This window comes from Micromonospora sp. DSM 45708, from assembly GCF_039566955.1.
Taxonomy (GTDB): domain Bacteria; phylum Actinomycetota; class Actinomycetes; order Mycobacteriales; family Micromonosporaceae; genus Micromonospora.
The window spans coordinates 586,739-607,870 of record NZ_CP154796.1; the positions used below are offsets into that span (position 1 = coordinate 586,739).

Below are 21,132 nucleotides of genomic sequence, written 5' to 3' on the forward strand. Positions count from 1 at the left end.
CCACCTGGCGAGGATAGAGGCTCGGGCCCGGTCAGCGCTCGGTCGGCCGGCCGAGCCGGCCCAGGATGTCGTCGTGCAGCGGGCCGTTGCTGGCCACGGCGCTGATGTCGGCCGAGTCGACGCCGGCCGGCGCGGGACGCCCGGCCAGGTCGGTGAACCGGCCGCCGGCCTCGGTGACGATCGGCACCAGCGCGGCGACGTCCCACAGCGACAGCTCCGGTTCCACCATCACGTCCAGTGCACCCTCGGCCAACAGCATGTAGCCGTAGAAGTCGCCGTACGCCCGGCTGCGCCAGGTGTCCCGCATGAGTTGCAGCATCGCGTCCAGCCGGCCGGCCTGTTCCCAACCGGTCAGCGACGAGTAGCAGACGCTCGCGTCGGCCAGCGCCGTGACGCCGGAGACCCGGATCGGCGTGGCCTCCGCCGGGCCGGGACCGGCGAACGCGCCGGCGCCGAGCGCGCCCCACCAGCGTCGGCCCAGCGCCGGCGCGGAGACCAGGCCGAGCACCGGCCGGTCGTGCTCCAGCAGCGCGATCAGCGTGGCCCAGACCGGTACGCCCCGGACGAAGTTCTTCGTCCCGTCGATCGGGTCGACCACCCAGCGCCGCCCGTCCGGGCCGGCGGCGGGCTGCTCGCCGTACTCCTCGCCGAGCAGGCCGTCGGCGGGTCGGTGGGCGGCCAGCAGGGCCCGGATCTCCCGCTCCACGGCGGTGTCCGCGTCGGAGACCGGGGTCAGGTCCGGCTTCGACTCCACCCGCAGGTCGAGCGCGCGGAACCGGGCCGAGGAGACGGCGTCCGCGGCGTCCGCGAGCAGGTGGGCGAGGGTGAGGTCGTCGGCGTACCCGGTCATGGTCGACACGGTAGTGCGGCGTGCCCGGCCGGTGCCGGCGGGTGGCCGTCGGCCCGCCGGTCAGGACCCGGCGAGCGGATCGCCCGGGTTGCGCTCGGGCTCCCGCGCGTCGCCCTCGCCGTTGCGCGAGGCCAGCAGCCGCCGGTACGAGGCGAGCCGGCGCGGGTCCGCCTTCCCGGCGGCCACCCAGGCGTCCAGCGCGCAGTCCGCCTCGTCGGCGCCGTGCGCGCAGTTCGCCGGGCAGTCGACGGTCGCCTCGACCAGGTCGGGGAAGCCGTGCAGCAGGCTCTCCGCGGACACGTGCGCCAACCCGAAGCTGCGTACGCCGGGGGTGTCGACGATCCAGCCCGGGCCGGTGTCGGGGCCCGGGGGCAGGCGCAGCGCCACCGCGCTGGTCGAGGTGTGCCGGCCCCGGCCGATCGCGCTGACCGTGCCGACCGCCCGTTCCGCCTCCGGGACGAGGCGGTTGACAAGCGTCGACTTGCCCACCCCGGAGTGCCCCACCAGCACCGAGACCCGGCCGGCGAGCAGCGCGCGCAGGTCGGCCAGGTCGGAGCCCGGGCGGATCAGCACGTACGGCAGCTCCAGCTCGGTGTAGTAGCCGACCACCGCCTCCGGGCCGGCCAGGTCGGCCTTGGTGAGGCAGAGCAACGGCTCGATGCCGGCGTCGTACGCGGCGACCAGGCAGCGGTCGATGAACCCGGTGCGTGGCGGCGGGTCGGCCAGCGCGCTGACGATCACCAACTGGTCGGCGTTCGCCACCACCACCCGCTCCAGCCGCCCCTCGGCGGTGGTCTCGTCGTCGTCGGCGGTACGCCGCAGCACCGACGTGCGCTCGGCGATGCGCACGATGCGGGCCAGCGCGCCGGGCGCGCCGGAGACGTCACCGACCAGCCACACCCGGTCGCCCACCACCACCGACTTGCGGCCCAGCTCGCGGGCGCGCATGGCGGTGACGACCGGATCGTCCGGGCCGGCGTCCGGCCGGACGCAGGTGTAGCGCCCCCGGTCGACAGCGATCACGAACCCGTCGACCGCGTCGGCGTGCCGGGGCCGGGTGCGGGTGCGCGGCCGTGACGACCGGCCGGGGCGCACCCGGACGTCGTCCTCGTCGTACTCCCGCCGCCTGGTCGCCAGGGCGTCCCCCCACTGTCAGTTCTTGCCGGTCACCATCCCCGACCATAGTGCCGGGAACTCCGGCATGGTCTTCGAGGTGCATGTCACGTCGTCGACCTCGATGCCGGGGACGGCCAGCCCGGCCACCGCCGCGGCGTGCGCCATCCGGTGGTCGGCGTACGTCCGGAAGGTCCCGCCGCGCAGCGGGCGGGGCCGGATCTCCAGGCCGTCGCGGGTCTCGGTGATGTCGGCGCCGAGCGCGGTGAACTCCGTCGCCAGCGCGGTGACCCGGTCGGTCTCGTGGCCCCGGATGTGACTGATCCCGGTCAGCCGGGACGGGCCGTCGGCCAGCAGGGCGAGCGCGGTCAGCACCGGGGTCAGCTCGCCGACGTCGGAGAGGTCGGCGTCCAGCCCGCGCACCGCGCCGGTGCCCCGCACGGTCAGCCCGTCGGTGCCCAGCGTCACCTCGGCGCCCATCCGGTGCAGCAGCGCGCGCAGCCGCTCGACCGGCTGGAGGCTGCTGCGCGGCCAGCCCTGGAGGGTGACCTGGCCGCCGGTGACCAGCGCGGCGGCGAAGAACGGCGCGGCGCCGGAGAGGTCCGGTTCGATCTCCCAGCCGCGCCCGGTGAGCGGGCCGGGCTCGACCACCCAGACGTCGGGGGTGGTGTCGTCCACGGCGGCCCCGGCGGCGCGCAGCATCTGCACGGTCATCCGCACGTGCGGCGCGGACGGCACCGGCGGGCCCTCGTGCCGGACCACCACGCCCCGGTCGAAGCGGGGCGCGGCCAGCAGCAGCCCGGAGACGAGTTGACTGGACGCGGAGGCGTCGATGACCACCTCGCCACCGGTCACCCGGCCGGTGCCCAGGACGACCAGCGGCAGGCTGCCGGTCGGCGGGGTGTCGACGCGGACGCCGAGGGCGCGCAACGCGCCGATCAGCGGCCCGAGCGGGCGGGTGCGGGCGTGCGGGTCGCCGTCGAACGTGACCCGTCCGGCGGCCAGCCCGGCCACCGGGGGCAGGAAGCGCATCACGGTGCCGGCCAGGCCGACGTCGACGTGCGCCGGACCGACCGGTGGATGCGGCCGGACCAGCCAGCGGTCGTCGTCGGAGACCGACATGTGGGCCCCCAGCTCGCGCAGGCCGCCGGCCATCAGCTCGGTGTCCCGGGCGCGCAGCGGCCGGTCGAGCGTCGACGGCCCGCTGGCCAGCGCCGCGAGCACCAGCGCCCGGGCGGTCATCGACTTGGAGCCGGGCAGGCGCAGCGTCGCGGCGACCGGGTCGCCCGCGGTCGGCGCGGTCCACGGCTGCGGCGGACGCGTAGCGGTCAGATTCCCCACGCCCACATTCTGCCAAGCCGACGGTCCGGTGGGACCGGCCCGCGGGCCCGCTCCCGTTGGGCGGGACAGCCGGAACGGGCGGGTGGGGCTAGCGTGGGCGCCATGTGCGGGAGGTACGCGACGACCCGGAACGCGGGCGACCTGAGCGCGTTGTTCGAGTCCGTCGACTCGACCGGCGAGGTCGGGCCCGACTTCAACGTCGCCCCGACCGATCCGGCGCCGTTGGTCCGGCTCGCGCCGGAGGGGCACCGGCTGCTCTCGCTGGGCCGGTGGGGGCTGCTCCCACCCTGGTCCCGCAGCGCGTCCGGCGCCGCCCGCATGATCAACGCGCGGGCCGAGACGGTCGCCACCAGCCGGGCGTACGCCCCGTCGTTCGCCCGCCGCCGCTGCCTGGTGCCGGCCGACGGATGGTACGAGTGGGTCCGCCGTCCCGACGGCCGCCGGCAGCCCTACTTCATGACCCCGCGGGACGGCTCGGTGCTGGCCTTCGCGGGCATCTGGTCGGTCTGGGAGTCGGCCGGGTCGGCCCGGCTCACGTTCAGCGTGCTGACCACCGCGGCGCTCGGCGAGCTGGCCGAGGTGCACGACCGGATGCCGCTGCTGCTGCCCCCGGAGCGTTGGGCGGCCTGGCTCGGCCCGACCGACGAGCCCGCCGCGTTGCTCGTCCCGCCCGACGCCGGGCAACTCGCCGGGTTGGAGATCCGTCCGGTCTCCCCGGCGGTCGGCGACGTCCGCAACGACGGTCCCGAGCTGATCGTCCGGGTCGCTCCGGAGGGCGCGGAGGCGGGCTCCGAACCGGGGCTGTTCTGATCACGCTCAGCACATTGTCGAGTGCTGATTTGCCGGGGTTGCGCCTGAAACGTCGCCCGGCCGTTTAGTCATGTTTACTGAAGACTCTTGTCCCCGTGTGCGCGAATGCGATAGAACACAGCGCCGGTGATGGGTGTCCGTTCGCACGGGGCGAATGACATTCATCGATCTTCAGAGGGTCTTCGCCGGTCCCACGGGGGAGGTGGGTGTATTGACACGGGCACGCATGCCCCGCCCGCACGAGGTGGCCGCCGCGCGGCGTGATCCGCGACTGCTGCGGGCCTTGCGCGAACGACGACAGGACGAGGCGTGGCGCACCAGGGGCACCTGCCAGAGCGTCGATCCGGAGACGTTCTTTCCGGCGCCCAACGAGCCGGCCGACGCGGCGGTGGCGCTCTGCCGCACCTGTGACGTCCAGGGTTCCTGCCTGGCCTGGGCGTTGGAGGTGGGTGACTGCCACGGTGTCTGGGGCGCCACCACGCCGCGTGAGCGACGGGCCATGCTGGTCGCCTGGCGCAGCGAGGTGCAGCCGGATCCGGACGCGGTCGACGAACCCGGCCCGCCGGTCCGGGACCGCCTGCTGACGCTGGTGCCGTTGAGCTGATCCCGGCCGCCGTCCGCGGCCCGGTTTCCCCCGCGCCGCGGGCACCGCCGTTGCCGGGCCCGGAGGTGGGGACGCCGGAGGCGAGCGCGCATCCGGGCGGCGACATGCCGTCGGCGTTCACCCGCCCAGCCTTCGCCGGGTGGGCCGGCGTGCGCAGAATGGGCCGGTGCGGCACGACGACGAGATCGACACACCACGGGGCCCGGCCCGGATCCGCCTCGACCCGCCGGTCACGGCCGGCGGCACCGTGCTGGTGCTGGGTCACGGCGCGGGCGGCGACGTCGACGCGCCCGATCTCGTGGCGGTCCGCGACGCGGTCCGCGCCGCCGGAGCGGGCGTGGTCCTGGTCACCCAGCCGTACCGGGTCGCCGGCCGACGCGCGCCCGCGCCGGCCGGGCACCTCGACGAGGCCTGGACCGCGGTGCTGACCGCACTGCGCCGGCGGCTGCCGGAGGCCGGCCGCTGGGCGGTGGGCGGTCGCTCCAGCGGTGCCCGGGTGGCCTGCCGGACCGCCCGCGCCGTCGGGGCGGTGGGCGTGGTGGCGTTGGCGTTCCCGTTGCACCCGCCCGGCCGGCCGGACCGTTCGCGGGCCGCCGAGCTGGGCACGGGCCTGCCGACGCTGGTGGTCAACGGCGACCGGGATCCGTTCGGCGTACCCGGTCCCGGGCCCGGGATCGAGGTGGTGGTCCGGCCGGGGGAGCGGCACGACCTGCGGATCGACCCGACCGGCACGGCTGCCGTGGTCCGGGGCTGGCTCACCGCGCGGGGTTGGCTGTCCTGAGCCGGTCGCGGGCGCGTGACCGTCCCCGGTGGCGGTCGTTGCACCGGATGGCGCCGGCCGCCCGGCTCGGGCGGCCCCGGGGCCACCTCCCAGGCCCTTCCTGGTCCCAGCCATCGGTCGCGGCCGAGGCTGGGACCAGGAACGGCGAACCCCACCCCGCCCGGCCACCGGCCCGGCTCCGTCGATCATGAAGTTGGCGGGTGCGCAACGGACGAATCGCGCGGTCAATTTCATGATCATCGCAGCGGTCGGGGTGGTGCCGGGAGGGCGGCGGAATGTCGGGGGCGGTGGGTCGCGTTGAGCCCTTTGGAAGACACGGCCAGCGTGAGGGGGGTGACCGGTGCCGATCCAGACACGGAGCCGGGAGCGGGACGAACGGGACGAACGGCAGCTCAGACGGCTGCTCGACGCGCCGGAGTGGCCCGCGTCGGTGTCGGCCGTGAGCACCGGCACACACTCGGGAAGTGAATCTGCCGGCAGGCGGGTACGCGTATCCTCGGCGGGAAAGCATCCGACGCGAGGGGATGTGCGGTTGACCACGGAGAAGACGGACGAGCGGAGGGCCCGCTTCGAGCGGGACGCGATGCCCTTCGTCGATCAGCTCTACGCTGCCGGGCTGCGGATGACCCGCAACCCGGCGGACGCCGAGGATCTGGTCCAGGAGACGTACCTGAAGGCGTACGCCGCCTTCCACCAGTTCGAGCAGGGCACGAACCTGAAGGCCTGGTTGTACCGGATCCTGACCAACACCTACATCAACTCCTACCGGAAGCGGCAGCGGCAGCCCGTGCAGGCGCCGACCGACGAGATCACCGACTGGCAGCTCGCCGAGGCGGAGTCGCACACGTCCAGCGGTCTGCGCTCGGCCGAGACCGAGGCGCTCGACCGGCTGCCGGACAGCGATGTCAAGGAGGCCCTCCAGCAGTTGCCGGAGGAGTTCCGCCTCGCGGTCTACCTGACCGACGTCGAGGGCTTCTCCTACAAGGAGGTCGCCGACATCATGGGCACGCCGATCGGCACCGTGATGTCCCGCCTGCACCGTGGCCGCCGCAACCTGCGGAAGCTGCTCGAGCGATACGCGGCGGAGCGCGGATTCAGCGCCGCGCCGTCGAAGGGTTCGACCGCCGCCGCCAGCCGGGAGGTGTGACCGTGAGCTGTGGACAACCGCACGAGACGGACTGCCACGAGGTGCTCGCCGAGGTCTACCTCTACCTCGACCTGGAGTGCGCCGAGGAGCGCCGGACGCTGATCCGGCACCACCTCGAGGAGTGCGGCCCGTGCCTGCGCGAGTACGGCATCGAGCAGGAGGTCAAGGCGTTGGTCGCCCGCTGCTGCGGCAACGAGGCCGCGCCGGAGAAGCTGCGCGAGCGGCTGCGGCTGCGGCTGACCGAGCTGGTGGTCTTCGAGACCACCGAGTCCCGCGAGCTGACCGACTGACGAGCACGACAGACCACACGCCGGTGGCCCGGGTCCGCACGGACCCGGGCCACCGGTGTGTCCGGCCCACGGGCCGGCTCAGGCCGGTTTCCCGGCCCTGCGCTGATCGGTGATCAGGAGTTGGGACGCTTGCCGTGGTTCGCGCCGCTCTTCTTCCGGGCCTTCTTCTTCCGGGCCTTCTTCGCCATGCTCTGCCTCCTAGTACTGGTCACGGTCCGGCCGCGGGCGAGCGCGGCGGAGGTCGCGTACGGTCCCCGGGTCGCCCCGGGTGCCGACCCGGACGATGCTAGTGCCGTCGACCGCGCCCGGGGCGCGGTGGGGCGCGTCCGAGCACCGGTGGTCAGAGATTCGACGTGACCGGCGTCATGATTGGATGACCGTCCGCAGGACTGTCGGAAGAGGGAGGGCCGGGAGATGGCCGAGGAGATCCGCGCCGAGATGGTGGCGAACGTCTGGAAGGTCGTCGCGTCGGCCGGGGACACCGTGTCCGAGGGCGACACGCTGGTGATCCTGGAGTCGATGAAGATGGAGATCCCGGTGGTCGCCGAGTCCGACGGCGTGGTGCAGCAGCTGGCGGTCAACGAGGGCGACGTGGTGCAGGACGGCGACCTGATCGCGGTGATCGGTTGACCGGCCTGCTCGTCCGCCGTGCCGAGCCGGCGGACTTCCCGGCGGTGGCCCGCCTGACGGTGGCCGCGTACGAGGCGGACGGCCAGCTCAAGGGCGAGACCGGGTACGCGCCGGTGCTCGCCGACGTGGCCGGCCGGGCGGCGACCGGTGAGGTGCTGGTGGTCGTGGACGGGGGCACCGGCACGGTGCTCGGCGCGGTGACGTTCGTGCTGTCGGGCACCCCGTACGCCGAACTCGCCGGTCCCGGTGAGGCGGAGTTCCGGATGCTCGCGGTGGACCCGGCCGCGCAGGGCCGGGGCGCCGGCGTGGCGCTGGTCGAGGCGTGTGTGGCGCGCGCCGCCGAGCTGGGCTGTTCGGCGGTGGTGATCTGCGTACGCGCCGGTATGGCGGCGAGCGCGCGACGCCTCTACGACCGGTTCGGGTTCGTCCGGGCGCCGGAGAAGGACTGGGCCCCGCTGCCCGGGGTCGAGCTGCTCGGCCTGCGGCGCGTGCTGACCGCCGCGCCCTCCCTGACGCCCTGATCGCCGGGCGGAGGGTCAGCCCTCGTCGCCGATCTTCGCGAGCAGCTCGTCGGCCACCTCAAGGGCGATCTTCTTGCGTTCCTCGTCGGTGACGCCCGGGGTGCGCACCGCGAACCAGCTGCTGTGCACCGCGAACAGGGTGAGCGCGGCGCGTAGCTGGGCGGCCGGCGAGTCGTCGCCGCGGCTCAGCTCGCCGGCCAGCCGCATCATCCGGTCACGCATCTGCTGACCGGCGGCGAGGCTCTTGAGCACGGTCTGGTTCTGTTCGAAGAACCGCATCACCTTCGGCAGCTCGCCGGCGAACATGGCGTCGGCGTACTGGGCGATGAGCGCGCGTCGGGTCGCCAGCGTGGCGGGCTGTTCCGCGGCCCAGGCGATCAGCTCGTCCATCCGGCGCAGCCGGTCGTCGACGAAGCTGGTGACGATCTCGTCCTTGCTCTTGAAGTGGTAGTAGAGCGCGGCCTTGGTCACGTTGAGTCGCTCGGCGATCTCCCGCAGCGAGGTCTTCTCGTAGCCCTGCTCGGTGAAGAGCTCCAGCGCGACGGCCTGGATCCGTTGCCGCGTGCCGCCTGTGCTCTCGCTCACCCGACCGACACCTTCCAATCCGCTTGACGTTCGTCCGTAGCCAGCTTACCGTGCGGCTAGTAAGTTCACTAGCCGGGCGGCAAGTAAGTCGATCACCGATCTGCGGGGGAGCCTACCGATGAGTCAACCAGCCCCGGGCATTGCGAGACCCAACGTCCGCGTCGTCCTGTTCGGCCTGATGATCGCGATGATGCTCGCGATGCTCGACAACATGATCGTCAGCACCGCGCTGCCACGCATCGTGTTCGAGTTCGGCGGCGCCGACCACTTCACCTGGGTGGTCACGGCGTACGTGCTGGGCACCACCGTCTCCACCCCGATCTGGGGCAAGCTCGGTGACCTCTACGGCCGCAAGGCGGTCTTCCTCACCGCGGTGGTCGTCTTCCTGATCGGCTCCGCGCTCTGCGGCATGTCCGGCTCCGGCGTCTTCGGCGGCACCGACCAGGGCATGATCGAGCTGATCGCGTTCCGGGCGGTCCAGGGCCTCGGCGCCGGCGGTCTGATGGTCGGCGTGATGGCGATCATCGGCGACCTGGTCCCGCCGCGCGAGCGGGGCCGCTACCAGGGCATGATCGCCGGCATCATGGCCATCGCCATGGTGGCCGGCCCGCTGGTCGGCGGCTTCATCACCGACCACCTCTCCTGGCGCTGGGCGTTCTACGTCAACCTGCCGCTGGGCGGCGTGGCGCTGCTGCTGCTCGCGACCACCATGCACCTGCCGAAGTACCGCACCGAACACAAGATCGACTGGCTGGGCGCGGCGCTGCTCTCCGTCGGCATCACCGCGATCGTGCTGGTCACCACGTGGGGCGGCAACGAGTACGCCTGGGCCTCGCCGCAGATCCTCGGCCTGGCCGTGCTGGCGGCCCTCGCCCTGGCCGTGTTCGCGGTCGTGGAACGGCGCGTGCCCGAGCCGATCCTGCCGCTCAACCTGTTCGCCAACCGCAACTTCGCGCTCATCTCGGTGATCGGCTTCCTGCTCGGCTTCGCCATGTTCGGCGCGATGAACTTCCTGCCGCTCTACCAGCAGACCGTGCAGGGCGCCACGGCCACCAACAGCGGCCTGCTGCTGCTCCCGCTGATGTTCGGCATGCTGGTGGTCTCGCTGGTGGTCGGCCGCACGATCACGAAGACCGGTCGCTACCGCGCCTTCCCGATCGTCGGCGGCGTGGTGATGGCCACCGGCATGGGCCTGCTCAGCCTGCTCGACCTCGACACCAGCAAGGCCCAGTCCTCGCTCTACATGGTCGTGCTCGGCGTCGGCATGGGCTTCCTGATGCAGACGTCGATGCTGATCGCCCAGAACAGCGTCGAGCAGAAGGACCTGGGCGCGGCGAGCGGCGCGGCCACGTTCTTCCGGTCCATCGGCGGCTCGTTCGGTGTCTCGCTCTTCGGTGCCGTCTTCGCCAACCGGCTCGCCGACTCGGCCGCCGGCCCGGCGTTCGCCGGAAACGGCGGCGGCGAGGGCGGCGCGATGAACCTGGAGGCGCTCAGGAAGCTCACCGGCCCGGCCCGGGAGGTGGTGCTCGGCGCGCTCTCCGACGCCATCTCGCACGTGTTCCTCTGGGCCGTCTTCATCACCGTGGCGGTGCCGGTGCTCGCCTGGTTCATCAAGGAGGTGCCGCTGCGCGCGACGAACGACGCCCCGCCGGCCGGCGCCACGCCGGAGGACGAGGCCGAGATCGCGCTCGGCAAGGCCCCGGTGTAAGGAGGGGGCCCCGGTTAACGCCTGGCGATGTGCCGGGGCCCCTCCTAACGCCGCCCGCGGTGTAACAGGCCGGTGAGGCGTCGCCAGAGACGACGCAGCGGACCGGCGTCGGCGGCGGCGACCAGCGCGTCGGCCGTCGCGCGGGTGAGCGCGTCGAGGGCCGGGGTGGCCCGCGCCAGATGGGCCAGGGACACCGCCGCCGGGGTGCGGCGGACGCGACCCGTCGCCACCCCGGCGAGCCGCCCGGTCACCAGCGCGGCCACGTCGGCGCGTACCGCGGGGTCCACCCAGGCGGCGGTGATCAGGGCGAACAGCGCCGCCTCGGCGACCGGGCCCGGCTCGCCTGCGACCAGGTCCCGCAGCACCCGGCGGCGGGTCGACTCCGCCCACGGCTCGTCGGTGCGGTGGTGCAGCAGGCCGAGACAGGCCCAGACCTGCGCACACCGGGCCCAGAGCGCCGGGTCCTGGCCGCCGAGCACCCGGCCCAGCGCGGTCGGCGGCGCGTCCGGCGGGTACGCCAGCAGGCCGAGCAGGTCGGCCAGGTCCAGCGTGGCCAGCCCGACCGCGGCGTCGTACGCGGCCGGGGGATGCGGCCACGCCGGGTGCGCCACCTGCTGGAGCCGCAGCACCGCGTCGGCCGACGGGCGCGTGGCGTCGTCGTCCGGCGGCGGTCGGTCGGCGGTGGCCGGGGTCACCTGACCGAGCCAGGGACGCCCGCGGCAGCACTCGGCGAGATCACCGTGCTCGTGCGAGTCGTCCGGGTGGTCGCGGACGAAGTCGGCGAGCGCCACCAGGTGATCCACGTTCCCGTCGCGCAGGAAGCGCAGCCGGTACGCGGTGTGCACGGCGCAGTCGAACGTCGGATCCTTGGCCAGCGCCCGGTCGACCCAGCCCAACGCCGCGTCGAGCCGGCCGTGGTCGGCAAGCGTGCCGGCGATGTCGGCGTAGACGGCCAGGTCGTCCGGGTCGAGTGCGACCGCACGTTCCAGCGCGGCCAGCCCGTCGGCGGTCCGGCCGGCGCTGCGGTACGCGTACCCGAGCCACACCTCGCCGAGCTTGGTGGGCTTCGCGCGTACCCCCCGGGTGGCCCAGGTGACCGCGAGGGCGACCTCGCCGAGCCGCCGGGCCAGCGCGGACGCCGCGCCCAGCAGCAGCGGGTGGTCCGGATGCACGGTGATCGCGTTGCGGGCCAGCGTGAGGTACGGCTGGAGCGGCTCGCGCAGCCGGCGCGGGACCGGGTCGGGCGCGGCGGCGCAGACCTGCATGAGGATCCGGGCCGTACGTTCGGGGTCGAGCCGTTCCGGCAGCTCGGCGGCGGTCACCCAGGGCACGGCGGCCCACGGCGCGCCGGGCGCGTAGCCGGTGGCGGCGGCCAGCAGGTCGAGCCCCTCGGCGGGGCGGCCGGCGGCGGCGAGTAGGTGCGCCCGGGCCACCACGGCGCCGACGAAGGCGTGCTGGCCGAGCGGGAAGAGATCCAGGTCACCGCCGCTGGCCGCGGCCAGCCGGGCGAGCGTCTCGTGCGCCTCGGGCAGCGTCGGGGCGCGCACCAGCGCGGCGGCCACGTGGTCGGCGGCGTGCCGGAGGTCGCCCTCGCCCAGCGCCAGCCGGGCCAGCGCGAGCTCCTCCTCCGCGGAGAGCGCGGCGTCGTCCTCGGGCACGTCGTCCTCTCGCCGGCGGGGTCGGTCGGTCAGCCGGGCAAGCCTAGGGGATCTTGCCGACGAGTGGTGATCCACTGCGCACTACTGCTCGTTGCGTTGCTGCTCGTGTCGCAAACGTGCAAGACTGAGCATCGAACGCGCGGCAATCGCGCAGAAGGGGGTGCTGGGTGACACGTCCAGGGGCCGGCATGGCCGCCGACATCGACGAGCAGCCGGCCGGCTACGAGCGTCTGCTCACCGCCGAGCACGCGGGGGCCATCGCCCGGGTCGCGGCGGCCGTCGCGCAGCGGCGACCCCGGCACGTGGTCTTCACCGCCCGGGGCACCTCCGACCACGCGGCGCTCTACGCGGCGTACCTCACCGAGATCCGCCTCGGGCTGCCCGCCGGGCTCGCCTCGCCCAGCGCGGTCACCGTCTTCGGCGCCCGCCCCGACCTCTCCGACGCGCTCGTCGTCGGCGTCAGCCAGAGCGGCGGCTCGCCCGACCTCGCCGAGGTGCTCCGGGTGGCCCGGGCCTCCGGCGCGCTCACCTTGGCCGTCACCAACAACCCCGACTCACCGCTGGTGGAGACCGCCGAGCTGAGCGTGGACGTGGCCGCCGGCCACGAGCGGGCGGTCGCCGCCACCAAGACCTACACCGCCGAGCTGCTCGCGCTGCTCATGCTCATCGAGGGCGTACGCGCCGGCGACGGCGTGCTGCCCGCCGACGAGCGGGCCGCGCTGGCCCGCCTGCCCGAGCTGGCCGCGCGCACACTCGCCGACGACACCCCGGCCCGGCTCGCCCCGCGCTACCGGTTCGCCGCCCAGCTCGTCACCACCGGCCGGGGCTACGCGTACCCGACCGCCCGGGAGGCGGCGCTCAAACTGATGGAGACGTCGTACCTGCCGGCGCTCGCCTTCTCCGGCGCGGACCTGCTGCATGGCCCGCTCGCCATGACCGACCCGGACGTGCCGGTGCTCGCCGTGGTCGGCTCCGGCCCCGGTGGCACGTCGATGCGGGAGGTGCTGCCCCGGCTCGGCGAACGCCGGGCTGACGTGGTGGTGGTCGGCTCCGCCGACGTCGGGGAGACCCGGATGGCGGTGCCGGAGGTCGACGAGCGGTACGCGCCGCTGCTCGACATCCTGCCGCTGCAACGGCTCGCGCTGGCGCTGGCGCTGACCCGCGGCCAGGACCCGGACGCGCCGCGCGGGTTGAAGAAGGTCACGACCACGATGTGAGCCGGGCGTGGCACGCTGTGGGGCGTGTCCACCCTCCGTGAGCTCGCCGAGGAGCACACCACGCTCCGGCCGGCCGACATCGACCACCTGCACCGGATCGCCGGCGACTGGCAGTTGCTGTCCGACCTCTCCTTCGCCGACCTGCTGCTCTGGGTGCCGGTGGACGGCGACGGGACCTTCCTCTGCGTGGCCCAGGTCCGCCCGACCACCGCCCCGACCGCCTACCTCGACGACCAGGTCGGCCGCATCGTCGGCGGGCCCGAGGTGGCGCACCTGGAGGTGGCCCACCGGCAGGGCCGGATCTGGCGGGAGGGCGACCCGGTCTGGTACGGCGACGTGCCGGCCCGGCACGAGGCCATCCCGGTGCGGCTGCGCACCGGCGACGGGGAGGGCGGCGAGGTGATCGCCGTGGTCGGCCGGGACACCAACCTCTCCACCGCGCGTACCCCGAGCCAGCTCGAGCTCAACTACCTGACCACCGCCGACGACCTGGCCCAGATGATCGCCGACGGCACGTTCCCGCCGCCCCGGCACCCGGGCGAGACCACCTCGGCACCCCGGGTCGGGGACGGGCTGGTGCGGCTCGACGCCAACGGCAAGGTCACCTACGCCAGCCCGAACGCGCAGTCCGCGTACCGCCGGCTCGGCTTCGCGTCCCACCTGGTCGGGGAGGACCTGGCCAAGCTGCACCGCCGGCTCGCCGGCGACCCGCTCGAAGGCACCGACGCCGGCAACGCGGTGCTCGCCGCGCTGCGCGGCGAGGCCCCGCCCCGCCGCGAGATCGACGCCCGGGGCGCCACCATGCTCACCCGGGCGCTGCCGCTGATGCCCGCCGGTGTGCCGATCGGCGCGCTGGTGCTGGTCCGCGACATCACCGAGGTACGCCGCCGCGACCGCGCCCTGATCACCAAGGACGCCACCATCCGGGAGATCCACCACCGGGTGAAGAACAACCTCCAGACCGTCGCCGCGTTGCTGCGGCTCCAGGCCCGCCGGGTGTCCATGCCGGAGGCCCGTGTCGCGCTGGAGGAGTCGGTACGCCGGGTCGCCTCGATCGCGCTGGTGCACGAGACGCTCTCCATGTCCAGCGACGAGGCGGTGGAGTTCGACGGCATCGTGGACCGGGTGGCCAGCGCCGCGACCGAGGTGGCCGCGACCGAGGTGACCGTCGGCATGCGTCGCAAGGGCAGCTTCGGCGTACTGCCCGCCGAGATCGCCACGTCGCTGGTGATGGTGCTCAACGAGTTGCTGCTCAACGCCGTGGAACACGGCTTCCCGCCGGCCGACGAGGACGCCGCCCCCGCCCCGGCGGACGCGACCCGGCCCGAGGTGGTGGTCTCGGTGCACCGGCACCGCAAGCAACTGCACGTCTCGGTCGTCGACAACGGTCGCGGCCTGCCCGCCCAGTTCGACGCCGAGCGCGGCGGCAACCTGGGGCTCCAGATCGTCCGGGCGCTCGTCACCGGCGAGCTGCGCGGCACCATCGAGCTGCGCAACGGCACCGCCGGCGGCACCGAGGCGGTGCTCGTCGTCCCGCTGGCCCGCGGCACCACCGACCGCCTCACCGGCCGGGCCGGGCCGCCCTGATGCCCGCGCGACCGCCTCACCGGGCGAGCAGCGCCACCGTGAGCCCCGGACGGGGCCAGACCTGACGGACCGTGAAGCGGTCCCGCAACGCCTCGCCCTTCGCGCCGGGCACCGCCGCCAGCGGGTCCGCCCGGCGGCCGGCGACCACCAGCCAGACCCGGTCCACGCCGGCCAGGCACCGCGCCGGGTCGCCGCACTCGGTGGCCCAGAGGCTCGCCTCCGCCCGCTGGTCGCGGACCACCAGCACGTCGCGCGGCAGCCCCGACCCCAGGTGGTACGCCAGGCCCAGATCCGGGAAGAGCCAGCCGTCCCGGGGGGAGTAGACGATCGCGTCGCCCGGCCGCTCACCGGCGGCGACGATCCCGGCCGCGCCCGCGTAGTCGACCGGGGCGCTGCGGGGCCACTCGTGGGTACGGCGCAGCGCCGCCTGGTCGGGCAGCCCGAGCAGCCCGACCAGGGCCACCACGGCGAGCGCCGGCACGAGCCCCGTTCCGCCCGGCCTCGCTCCGGGCGGTGCCGTTCCGGGCGGCTCCGGTTCGGGTGGTCCCGCCAACGCCGGTCGGGTGCCGGCCGGCGTCGCCGCGGCCAGCGCGGCCCCGGCCAGCAGGCAGGCGAACGGCACGACGAAGAGCAGGTAGCGGGTCACCCAGAGCGGCACCACCGTGCCGGCGACGAAGAGCAGCAGCACCGGCAGCAGCACGGCGGCCCCGGGCAGCAGCGCCCGCCGACCGAGCCGGACCGCCCCGAGCGCGGCGAGCCCCAGCAGGAACCCGCCCACCACGCCGCTCTGCGCCAGCCCACCGGGCAGTGACGCCAGATCCGGCAGGCGGGCCGGGTCCACCCAGTCGAGCTGCCGGCCGCGCTGACCCAGGGCCACCAGCGCCAGCGGCGCGACGAGCGCGACGGCCGGGACCAGCGCCAGCAGCCACCGGACGAACACTCGCCGGCCTCGCGCCGGTGCCTCCCGGGCCTCGCCGGCCACGTGCCTCGGTTCCACGCCGGGCTCGCCGGGTGAATTTGCGTCGGGGACGTCGGGTCGGGGCTGGTCGGCCGGGCCGAGGCCGGCGGCGGTCGGGCCGCGGGCGGCGGTCAGCAGCACCGCCACGGCATGCGCGGCGAGCAGGGTGAGCGCGATCAGGTGGAGCAGGCCGAGTGCGGCGACGGCGACCGCGTACCCGGCCCAGCGCCGCCGGGACGGCCGACGCAACGCGTCGACCAGCAGCAGCGTGGCGAGCATGGCGAGCAGCGTGGCGAGCGCGTACGGGCGGGCCTCCTGGCCGTAGCGCGAGGTGGCCGGCAGCACGGCGAACAACAGCCCGGCCAGCAGCCCGGCCCGGTCACCGGCGAGGCGCGCGCCGAGCCGGGCGGTCAGCGCGGCGGCGCCCGCCATGGCGAGTGCGGAGGGCAGCCGCAGCGCCGTGGGGGAGGTGCCGACCAGCGTGGTCCACCCGTGCGTGAGCAGGTAGTACGGCCCGGTGGCGGCGTCGATGGTGCGGGTCAGCCGGACCAGGTCCGGCAGCGGTCGGGTGGCGGCGCTCCAGGTGGCCAGCTCGTCCCGCCAGAGCTGCGCGTGCCCGAGCCCGACGAGCGTGATCGCCAGCGTGAGCAGCCCGGGGACCGCCCACGCCGGCCAACCGGGGCGGGCTCGGGACGGCGCAGGCTCGGCGGACGCGCTCACACCCCGCAGCGTCACACGCCGGCCCGCTCCCGCCGGCCCGCACCACCGATTCCACCCCCACCGGTCCACCCGACGGCGACGCCCAACGGGCGATCATGAGGTTGACCGCGTCCGCCGTCCCTTTTGTCGCCGTCCACTTCATGATCAACGGGCTGGGGGTGGTGCGGGGCGATTCGGTGGGTGAGGGAGTGATGCTGGTCACGAGGGGTGAGGGGTGGACGGGTGTCGATTGAGATGGGACGCCCGTGATGTGGGATCACCGGGTCGGCCGGTAGCCCGGTGGTCCGGCGGTGTGGCAGCATGAGGCACATGACCAGCGCTGTCGTCCGCCGCTTCGTGGCCCGTCGCCACGTTGATTACGGCCGCGTGCGCAGCGCGATCTGTCCGGCCCACTGACGACGCCCGACCCATCTGTCTCGGGCGCTCCGCGCCGGCCGTCAGCGACACCGCCGTCCACGGCCCTCCCCAGGGCCGGCCGCCGCGTCCGCGCTCCAGGCACCGCAGCAGACAAACGGAGGACGCCGCGATGGCGGTCAGCAGCACCCCGACCCGCTCGGACGATTCGGCTCCCGTCGCCCGGGCGCCCCGCCGGCCGCGCGGCGAGGGCCAGTGGGCGCTCGGGCACCGTGAGCCGCTCAACCCCAACGAGCGGATCAAGAAGGACGACGACCCGCTCAACGTCCGGGACCGGATCGAGAACATCTACGCCCACCGGGGCTTCGCCTCGATCGACCCGCAGGACCTGCGTGGCCGGTTCCGCTGGTGGGGGCTCTACACGCAGCGCAAGGCCGGCATCGACGGCGGGCGCACCGCGGTGCTGGAGCCGCACGAGCTGGAGGACGAGTTCTTCATGCTCCGGGTGCGGGTGGACGGCGGCCAGCTCAGCCTGGCCCAGCTCCGGGTGGTCGCGGAGATCTCCCGCGAGTTCGCCCGGGACACCGCCGACATCACCGACCGGCAGAACATCCAGTACCACTGGATCCGGGTCGAGGACATGCCGGAGATCTGGCGCCGGTTGGAGGCGGTCGGCCTCCAGACCACCGAGGCGTGCGGCGACTGCCCCCGGATCGTGCTCGGCAGCCCGGTCGCCGGCGTGGCCCGGGACGAGGTGCTCGACCCGACCCCGGCCATCGACGAGATCGTCCGCCGGTACGTCGGGGACAAGCAGTTCTCCAACCTGCCCCGCAAGTTCAAGACGTCGATCTCCTGGCTGGTCGACACCCCGTACGAGGCGAACGACATCGCGTTCCTCGGGGTCGAGCACCCGGAGCACGGGCCCGGCTTCGACGTCTGGGTGGGCGGTGGGCTCTCCACCAACCCGATGCTGGCCAAGCGGCTCGGCGTCTGGGTGCCGCTGCACGAGGTGCCGGACGTGTGGGCCGGTGTGGTCGGCATCTTCCGCGACTACGGCTACCGCCGGCTGCGCAACCGCGCCCGGTTGAAGTTCCTGGTCGCGGACTGGGGCGTGGCGCACTTCCGCGAGGTGCTGGAGAAGGAGTATCTGGGCCGGGCGCTGCTCGACGGGCCGGCCGCGGAGCTGCCGGCGAAGCCGGTCGACCACATCGGCGTGCACCCGCAGCGCGACGGCGCGAACTACGTCGGCGCGGCCCCCGTGGTGGGCCGGGTCTCCGGGACCCAGCTCGCCGAGCTGGCCGACGTGGTCGAGGCGCACGGCAGCGACCGGGTGCGGCTCACGCCGTACCAGAAGCTGCTGGTGCTGGACGTCGCGCCGGAGCGGACCGAGGAGCTGGTGACGGCGCTGCGCGGGATCGGTCTGGAGGCCCGGCCGTCGGCCTGGCGGCGCGGCACCATGGCCTGCACCGGCATCGAGTTCTGCAAGTTGGCCATCGTGGAGACGAAGCGGCGCGGTGAGGAGCTGGTGGCCCGGTTGGAGGAGCGGCTGCGCGACTTCGACGCGGACATCTCCATCCACCTGAACGGCTGCCCGAACGCCTGCGCCCGCACCCAGGTCGCGGACATCGGGCTCAAGGGCCAGCTCGTGGTCGGCCCGGACGGCCGGCAGGTCGAGGGCTTCCAGGTGCACCTCGGCGGCGGCCTGGGCATGGCCGCGGGGCAGACCGCCGGCTTCGGCCGCAAGCTGCGCGGCCTGAAGACCACCGCCGACGAGCTTCCGGAGTACGTGGAACGGCTGGCCCGCCGCTACCTGGCCGGCCGGACCGACGGCGAGAGCTTCGCCAACTGGGTCATCAGAGTCGACGAGGAGGAGCTTCGGTGAGTGACGCTCGATCTGCGCCTCTCTACTGCCCGTACTGCGGGGAGGAGGACCTGCGACCGCACGAGGCCGGGCACGGCGCCTGGGAGTGCCACGCCTGCGCGCGGGTCTTCTCGGTGAAGTTCACCGGGCTGCTGGGCCGGGCGGTGGCCCGGTGAGCGGCCTGGTCTCCGCCGCGGGCCTGGGCCTGGTCGGCGCTGCCGGCCCGGCCGACCCGGCCCGGCGCGACCCGGCGGAGCTGCGCGCGCTGGCCGAGGAGGCGGGGCGGGAACTGGCGGACGCGCCCGCGCTGGAGATCGCCCGTTGGGCGGTGCAGACGTTCGGCGAGCGGTTCTGCGTGACCAGCTCGATGGCCGACGGCGTGTTGGCGCACCTCGTCTCCCGGGTCGCGCCCGGCGTCGACGTGGTGTTCCTGGACACCGGGCTGCACTTCCCGGAGACGCTCCGGGTGCGCGACGAGGTGGCCCGGCGGATGCCGGTGCGGGTCCGCTCGATCCGGCCCCGGATGACGGTCGGCCAGCAGGACGGCCAGTACGGGCCCCGCCTGTTCAACAGGTCCCCGGACGACTGCTGCCAGTTGCGCAAGGTGGAGCCGTTGGAGCGGGCGCTGGCCGGGTACGACGCCTGGGCCGCCGGGCTGCGCCGGGACGAGTCGCCGACCCGGGCGAACACGCCGGTGGTGGGTTTCGACCCGCGTCGCGGCAAGGTCAAGGTGAACCCGATCGCGGCCTGGACGCAGCGCGAGGTGGACGCGTACGTGGCCCGCCACGACATCCCGGTCAACGAGCTGTTCGCCAAGGGCTACGGCTCGATCGGCTGCTGGCCGTGCACCCGCCGCATCAAGGCGGGGGAGGACCCGCGCGCCGGGCGTTGGGCGATGTTCGAGAAGACCGAGTGCGGCCTGCACACCTGACCGACGCGTCGCCGGTGGTGCTGGTGGCGCACGGCAGCCGTGACCCGCGCGCGGCCGAGGCGACGCGGGCACTGGCCCGGGCGGTGGGGGCCGGCTGGCCCGGCCGGCCGGTGCTGCCGGCCTGGCTCGACCACACCGATCCCGGGCCGGCCGACGTGCTGCGGAACCTGGCCGCCGCCGGGCACTCCCGGGTGGTGCTGGTGCCGGTGCTGCTGACCGCCGCGTACCACCGGAAGGTGGACATCCCGGCGGCGGTCGCGGCGGCCGGCGCGGGCCTCGACGTGCGGGTGACCGAGGTGCTGGGGCCGACCGGCGGCGTGGTCGACGGCGGGCTGCTGGCCGGCCTGCGGCGTCGGCTGGGCGAGGCCGCCGGGGCGGACGCGGACGCGGTGGTGCTGGCCGCGGCCGGCACCCGGGATGCCGCCGCGCGGGCCTCGGTGGGCCGGGTGGCCGCGGCGCTCGGCACCGGGCTGGGTGTGCCCTGTCGGGTTTCGTACGCGTCGGCGGCGCCGCCGGAGGTGGGGGGCGCGGTGCGGCGGTTACGTGCGGCGGGCGCCCGCCGGGTCGCGGTGGCCGCCTACTTCCTGGCACCGGGCCGGTTCCACGACGGGGTACGCGCGGCGGCCCGCTCGGCCGGCGCGGTGGCGGTCGCCGACCCGCTCACCGACCTTCCGGAACTCGCCGCGCTGGTGCGGCGGCGGGTGGAGTCGGCGGGCTGACGGCCCCGGACAGCAGAACGCCCCGGCCGGGATCCCGGCCGGGGCGTGCGGCGTGTGTGTGGGTCAGGCGGAGTGAGCGCGCAGCACCCGGAGACCGCCGCGGCGCTTGACCGCGCGGCGCTCCTCCTCGCTCATCCCGCCCCAGACGCCGGCGTCCTGACCGGACTCCAGCGCCCACTGCAGGCACTGGTCGGTCACGGGGCAGCGCCGGCAGACGGCCTTGGCCTGCTCCACCTGCAGGAGAGCCGGGCCGGACGTCCCGATCGGGAAGAACAGCTCCGGGTCCTCGTCGCGGCAGACCGAATCGTGGCGCCAGTCCATGGCGGCAACACTCCTCATTCTTAGTGGATGGCCAGATAACGTTTCGTTGCTATTCCTATATGCATCCGCATTGCCGATCGGTGACGGTCAGCATCCGTCAATTCGGCGCTGCGTGAGCAGGCTGCGGGCCCCGGGACCTGCTGGAACAGCTCAACCTGACGAGCATATCCAGGCAATGTCCCGGTAACACGAGTTCGCTTGTGAATACTTTCACGAACTACAGCGATGTCAAGGGTGACGCTCGGAAAAACTCCGAACAGTGAGCGGCCTCACCACCCGTTTGTCCCGGTTTGCGAGGGCTCTCGTTACCCGGCGTGCCACAGTCGAGGATCAATATAGTACGGTCTGCGTGACGTTGCTGACATTTCCGGCATCCTTCCCTCGGCGTGGCGGCCCTCACCCGGTGCGGTGGAGTCCGCGTCAACC

The 21,132-nt window shown here is 74.3% G+C and carries 22 protein-coding genes; 14 read left to right on the forward strand and 8 right to left on the reverse strand.

The genetic code is table 11. The features are described from left to right. Positions 1 to 31: 31 nt before the first annotated feature. From hisN to aroA, 3 genes are all read right to left on the reverse strand, one after another. Positions 32 to 850, reverse strand: a complete 819-nt coding sequence (hisN, locus tag VKK44_RS02915; RefSeq protein ID WP_343445300.1) for a histidinol-phosphatase — start codon at positions 848 to 850, stop codon at positions 32 to 34. A gap of 60 nt (positions 851 to 910) precedes the next feature. Then, complete coding sequence (gene rsgA / locus VKK44_RS02920; RefSeq protein WP_343447635.1) at positions 911 to 1,798, reverse strand: ribosome small subunit-dependent GTPase A; 888 nt, start codon at positions 1,796 to 1,798, stop codon at positions 911 to 913. Between the two features lie 204 nt (positions 1,799 to 2,002). After that, the gene (gene aroA / locus VKK44_RS02925) at positions 2,003 to 3,304 is read right to left on the reverse strand and encodes a 3-phosphoshikimate 1-carboxyvinyltransferase (protein WP_343445301.1); all 1,302 of its coding nucleotides are present in this window, start codon (positions 3,302 to 3,304) and stop codon (positions 2,003 to 2,005) included. Positions 3,305 to 3,406: 102 nt separating this feature from the next. Here aroA and VKK44_RS02930 point away from each other — a divergent pair, with 102 nt between their 5' ends. From VKK44_RS02930 to rsrA, 5 genes are all read left to right on the forward strand, one after another. Next, a complete protein-coding gene (locus VKK44_RS02930; protein ID WP_343445302.1) occupies positions 3,407 to 4,114 on the forward strand; it encodes an SOS response-associated peptidase in 708 nt (235 codons plus the stop codon). A gap of 211 nt (positions 4,115 to 4,325) precedes the next feature. After that, positions 4,326 to 4,718, forward strand: a complete 393-nt coding sequence (locus VKK44_RS02935; protein ID WP_343445303.1) for a WhiB family transcriptional regulator — start codon at positions 4,326 to 4,328, stop codon at positions 4,716 to 4,718. Positions 4,719 to 4,884: 166 nt separating this feature from the next. Then, on the forward strand, positions 4,885 to 5,499 hold the full coding sequence (locus VKK44_RS02940; protein WP_343445304.1) for an alpha/beta hydrolase family protein: 615 nt from the start codon (positions 4,885 to 4,887) through the stop codon (positions 5,497 to 5,499). Between the two features lie 340 nt (positions 5,500 to 5,839). Next, entirely contained in the window at positions 5,840 to 6,646 is an 807-nt protein-coding gene (locus tag VKK44_RS02945) for a sigma-70 family RNA polymerase sigma factor (RefSeq protein WP_343445305.1), read from the forward strand. Between the two features lie 2 nt (positions 6,647 to 6,648). Further along, positions 6,649 to 6,936, forward strand: a complete 288-nt coding sequence (rsrA, locus tag VKK44_RS02950; RefSeq protein WP_343445306.1) for a mycothiol system anti-sigma-R factor — start codon at positions 6,649 to 6,651, stop codon at positions 6,934 to 6,936. 113 nt (positions 6,937 to 7,049) lie between these two features. On the opposite strand, the gene VKK44_RS30930 is transcribed toward rsrA, so the two are convergent. Then, entirely contained in the window at positions 7,050 to 7,124 is a 75-nt protein-coding gene (locus VKK44_RS30930; protein WP_369700219.1) for a 50S ribosomal protein bL37, read from the reverse strand. A gap of 226 nt (positions 7,125 to 7,350) precedes the next feature. Between VKK44_RS30930 and VKK44_RS02955 the strand changes: the two genes are divergently transcribed. Both VKK44_RS02955 and VKK44_RS02960 read left to right on the forward strand, forming a co-directional pair. Next, a complete protein-coding gene (locus VKK44_RS02955) occupies positions 7,351 to 7,566 on the forward strand; it encodes a biotin/lipoyl-binding carrier protein (protein ID WP_091068708.1) in 216 nt (71 codons plus the stop codon). Beyond that, on the forward strand, positions 7,563 to 8,087 hold the full coding sequence (locus tag VKK44_RS02960; protein ID WP_343445307.1) for a GNAT family N-acetyltransferase: 525 nt from the start codon (positions 7,563 to 7,565) through the stop codon (positions 8,085 to 8,087). Before VKK44_RS02955 ends, VKK44_RS02960 begins: the two co-directional genes overlap by 4 nt. 15 nt (positions 8,088 to 8,102) lie before the next feature. Here VKK44_RS02960 and VKK44_RS02965 read toward each other — a convergent pair whose 3' ends face one another. Then, complete coding sequence (locus VKK44_RS02965) at positions 8,103 to 8,672, reverse strand: TetR/AcrR family transcriptional regulator (protein WP_343445308.1); 570 nt, start codon at positions 8,670 to 8,672, stop codon at positions 8,103 to 8,105. A gap of 118 nt (positions 8,673 to 8,790) precedes the next feature. On the opposite strand from VKK44_RS02965, the gene VKK44_RS02970 reads away from it, so the two are divergent. After that, the gene (locus tag VKK44_RS02970; protein WP_343445309.1) at positions 8,791 to 10,380 is read left to right on the forward strand and encodes an MDR family MFS transporter; all 1,590 of its coding nucleotides are present in this window, start codon (positions 8,791 to 8,793) and stop codon (positions 10,378 to 10,380) included. Between the two features lie 44 nt (positions 10,381 to 10,424). Here VKK44_RS02970 and VKK44_RS02975 read toward each other — a convergent pair whose 3' ends face one another. Further along, positions 10,425 to 12,038 carry a tetratricopeptide repeat protein gene (locus tag VKK44_RS02975; protein ID WP_343445310.1) on the reverse strand — a complete coding sequence of 538 codons (1,614 nt, stop codon included), beginning with the start codon at positions 12,036 to 12,038 and terminating at the stop codon, positions 10,425 to 10,427. 188 nt (positions 12,039 to 12,226) lie between these two features. On the opposite strand from VKK44_RS02975, the gene VKK44_RS02980 reads away from it, so the two are divergent. Further along, positions 12,227 to 13,255: an SIS domain-containing protein gene (locus VKK44_RS02980; protein ID WP_343447636.1), complete on the forward strand. Its 1,029-nt coding sequence runs from the start codon at positions 12,227 to 12,229 to the stop codon at positions 13,253 to 13,255. A gap of 24 nt (positions 13,256 to 13,279) precedes the next feature. Further along, positions 13,280 to 14,842 carry a histidine kinase N-terminal domain-containing protein gene (locus tag VKK44_RS02985; RefSeq protein ID WP_343445311.1) on the forward strand — a complete coding sequence of 521 codons (1,563 nt, stop codon included), beginning with the start codon at positions 13,280 to 13,282 and terminating at the stop codon, positions 14,840 to 14,842. A 16-nt stretch (positions 14,843 to 14,858) separates the two neighbouring features. Here VKK44_RS02985 and VKK44_RS02990 read toward each other — a convergent pair whose 3' ends face one another. Then, a complete protein-coding gene (locus tag VKK44_RS02990; protein ID WP_458351597.1) occupies positions 14,859 to 16,520 on the reverse strand; it encodes a glycosyltransferase family 39 protein in 1,662 nt (553 codons plus the stop codon). Positions 16,521 to 17,046: 526 nt separating this feature from the next. Between VKK44_RS02990 and VKK44_RS02995 the strand changes: the two genes are divergently transcribed. Genes VKK44_RS02995 through VKK44_RS03010 form a run of 4 tightly spaced genes read left to right on the forward strand, consistent with a single transcriptional unit; the run spans position 17,047 to position 20,385 of the window. Continuing rightward, positions 17,047 to 18,756: a nitrite/sulfite reductase gene (locus VKK44_RS02995; RefSeq protein WP_343445312.1), complete on the forward strand. Its 1,710-nt coding sequence runs from the start codon at positions 17,047 to 17,049 to the stop codon at positions 18,754 to 18,756. Beyond that, positions 18,753 to 18,911 (forward strand): IS1 family transposase, encoded by a 159-nt coding sequence (locus VKK44_RS03000; protein ID WP_174530537.1) that lies wholly within the window; start codon positions 18,753 to 18,755, stop codon positions 18,909 to 18,911. Before VKK44_RS02995 ends, VKK44_RS03000 begins: the two co-directional genes overlap by 4 nt. Continuing rightward, positions 18,908 to 19,666: a phosphoadenylyl-sulfate reductase gene (locus tag VKK44_RS03005; protein ID WP_343445313.1), complete on the forward strand. Its 759-nt coding sequence runs from the start codon at positions 18,908 to 18,910 to the stop codon at positions 19,664 to 19,666. The genes VKK44_RS03000 and VKK44_RS03005 overlap by 4 nt, the downstream gene beginning before the upstream one ends. Then, entirely contained in the window at positions 19,648 to 20,385 is a 738-nt protein-coding gene (locus VKK44_RS03010) for a sirohydrochlorin chelatase (protein WP_343445314.1), read from the forward strand. Before VKK44_RS03005 ends, VKK44_RS03010 begins: the two co-directional genes overlap by 19 nt. A 63-nt stretch (positions 20,386 to 20,448) precedes the next feature. Here the strand turns inward: VKK44_RS03010 and VKK44_RS03015 are convergent, their stop codons facing one another. Further along, positions 20,449 to 20,706, reverse strand: a complete 258-nt coding sequence (locus VKK44_RS03015) for a WhiB family transcriptional regulator (RefSeq protein ID WP_013288358.1) — start codon at positions 20,704 to 20,706, stop codon at positions 20,449 to 20,451. Positions 20,707 to 21,132 lie beyond the last annotated feature (426 nt).

Bases quoted from the DNA above. Each gene is read 5' to 3' on its own strand.
- VKK44_RS02995 (WP_343445312.1), top strand. From the start codon at position 17,047: ATGGCGGTCAGCAGCACCCCGACCCGCTCGGACGATTCGGCTCCCGTC.
- hisN (WP_343445300.1), bottom strand. From the start codon at position 850: ATGACCGGGTACGCCGACGACCTCACCCTCGCCCACCTGCTCGCGGAC.
- VKK44_RS02955 (WP_091068708.1), top strand. From the start codon at position 7,351: ATGGCCGAGGAGATCCGCGCCGAGATGGTGGCGAACGTCTGGAAGGTC.
- VKK44_RS03015 (WP_013288358.1), bottom strand. From the start codon at position 20,706: ATGGACTGGCGCCACGATTCGGTCTGCCGCGACGAGGACCCGGAGCTG.
- VKK44_RS02930 (WP_343445302.1), top strand. From the start codon at position 3,407: ATGTGCGGGAGGTACGCGACGACCCGGAACGCGGGCGACCTGAGCGCG.
- VKK44_RS02970 (WP_343445309.1), top strand. From the start codon at position 8,791: ATGAGTCAACCAGCCCCGGGCATTGCGAGACCCAACGTCCGCGTCGTC.
- rsgA (WP_343447635.1), bottom strand. From the start codon at position 1,798: ATGCGCGCCCGCGAGCTGGGCCGCAAGTCGGTGGTGGTGGGCGACCGG.
- VKK44_RS02980 (WP_343447636.1), top strand. From the start codon at position 12,227: ATGGCCGCCGACATCGACGAGCAGCCGGCCGGCTACGAGCGTCTGCTC.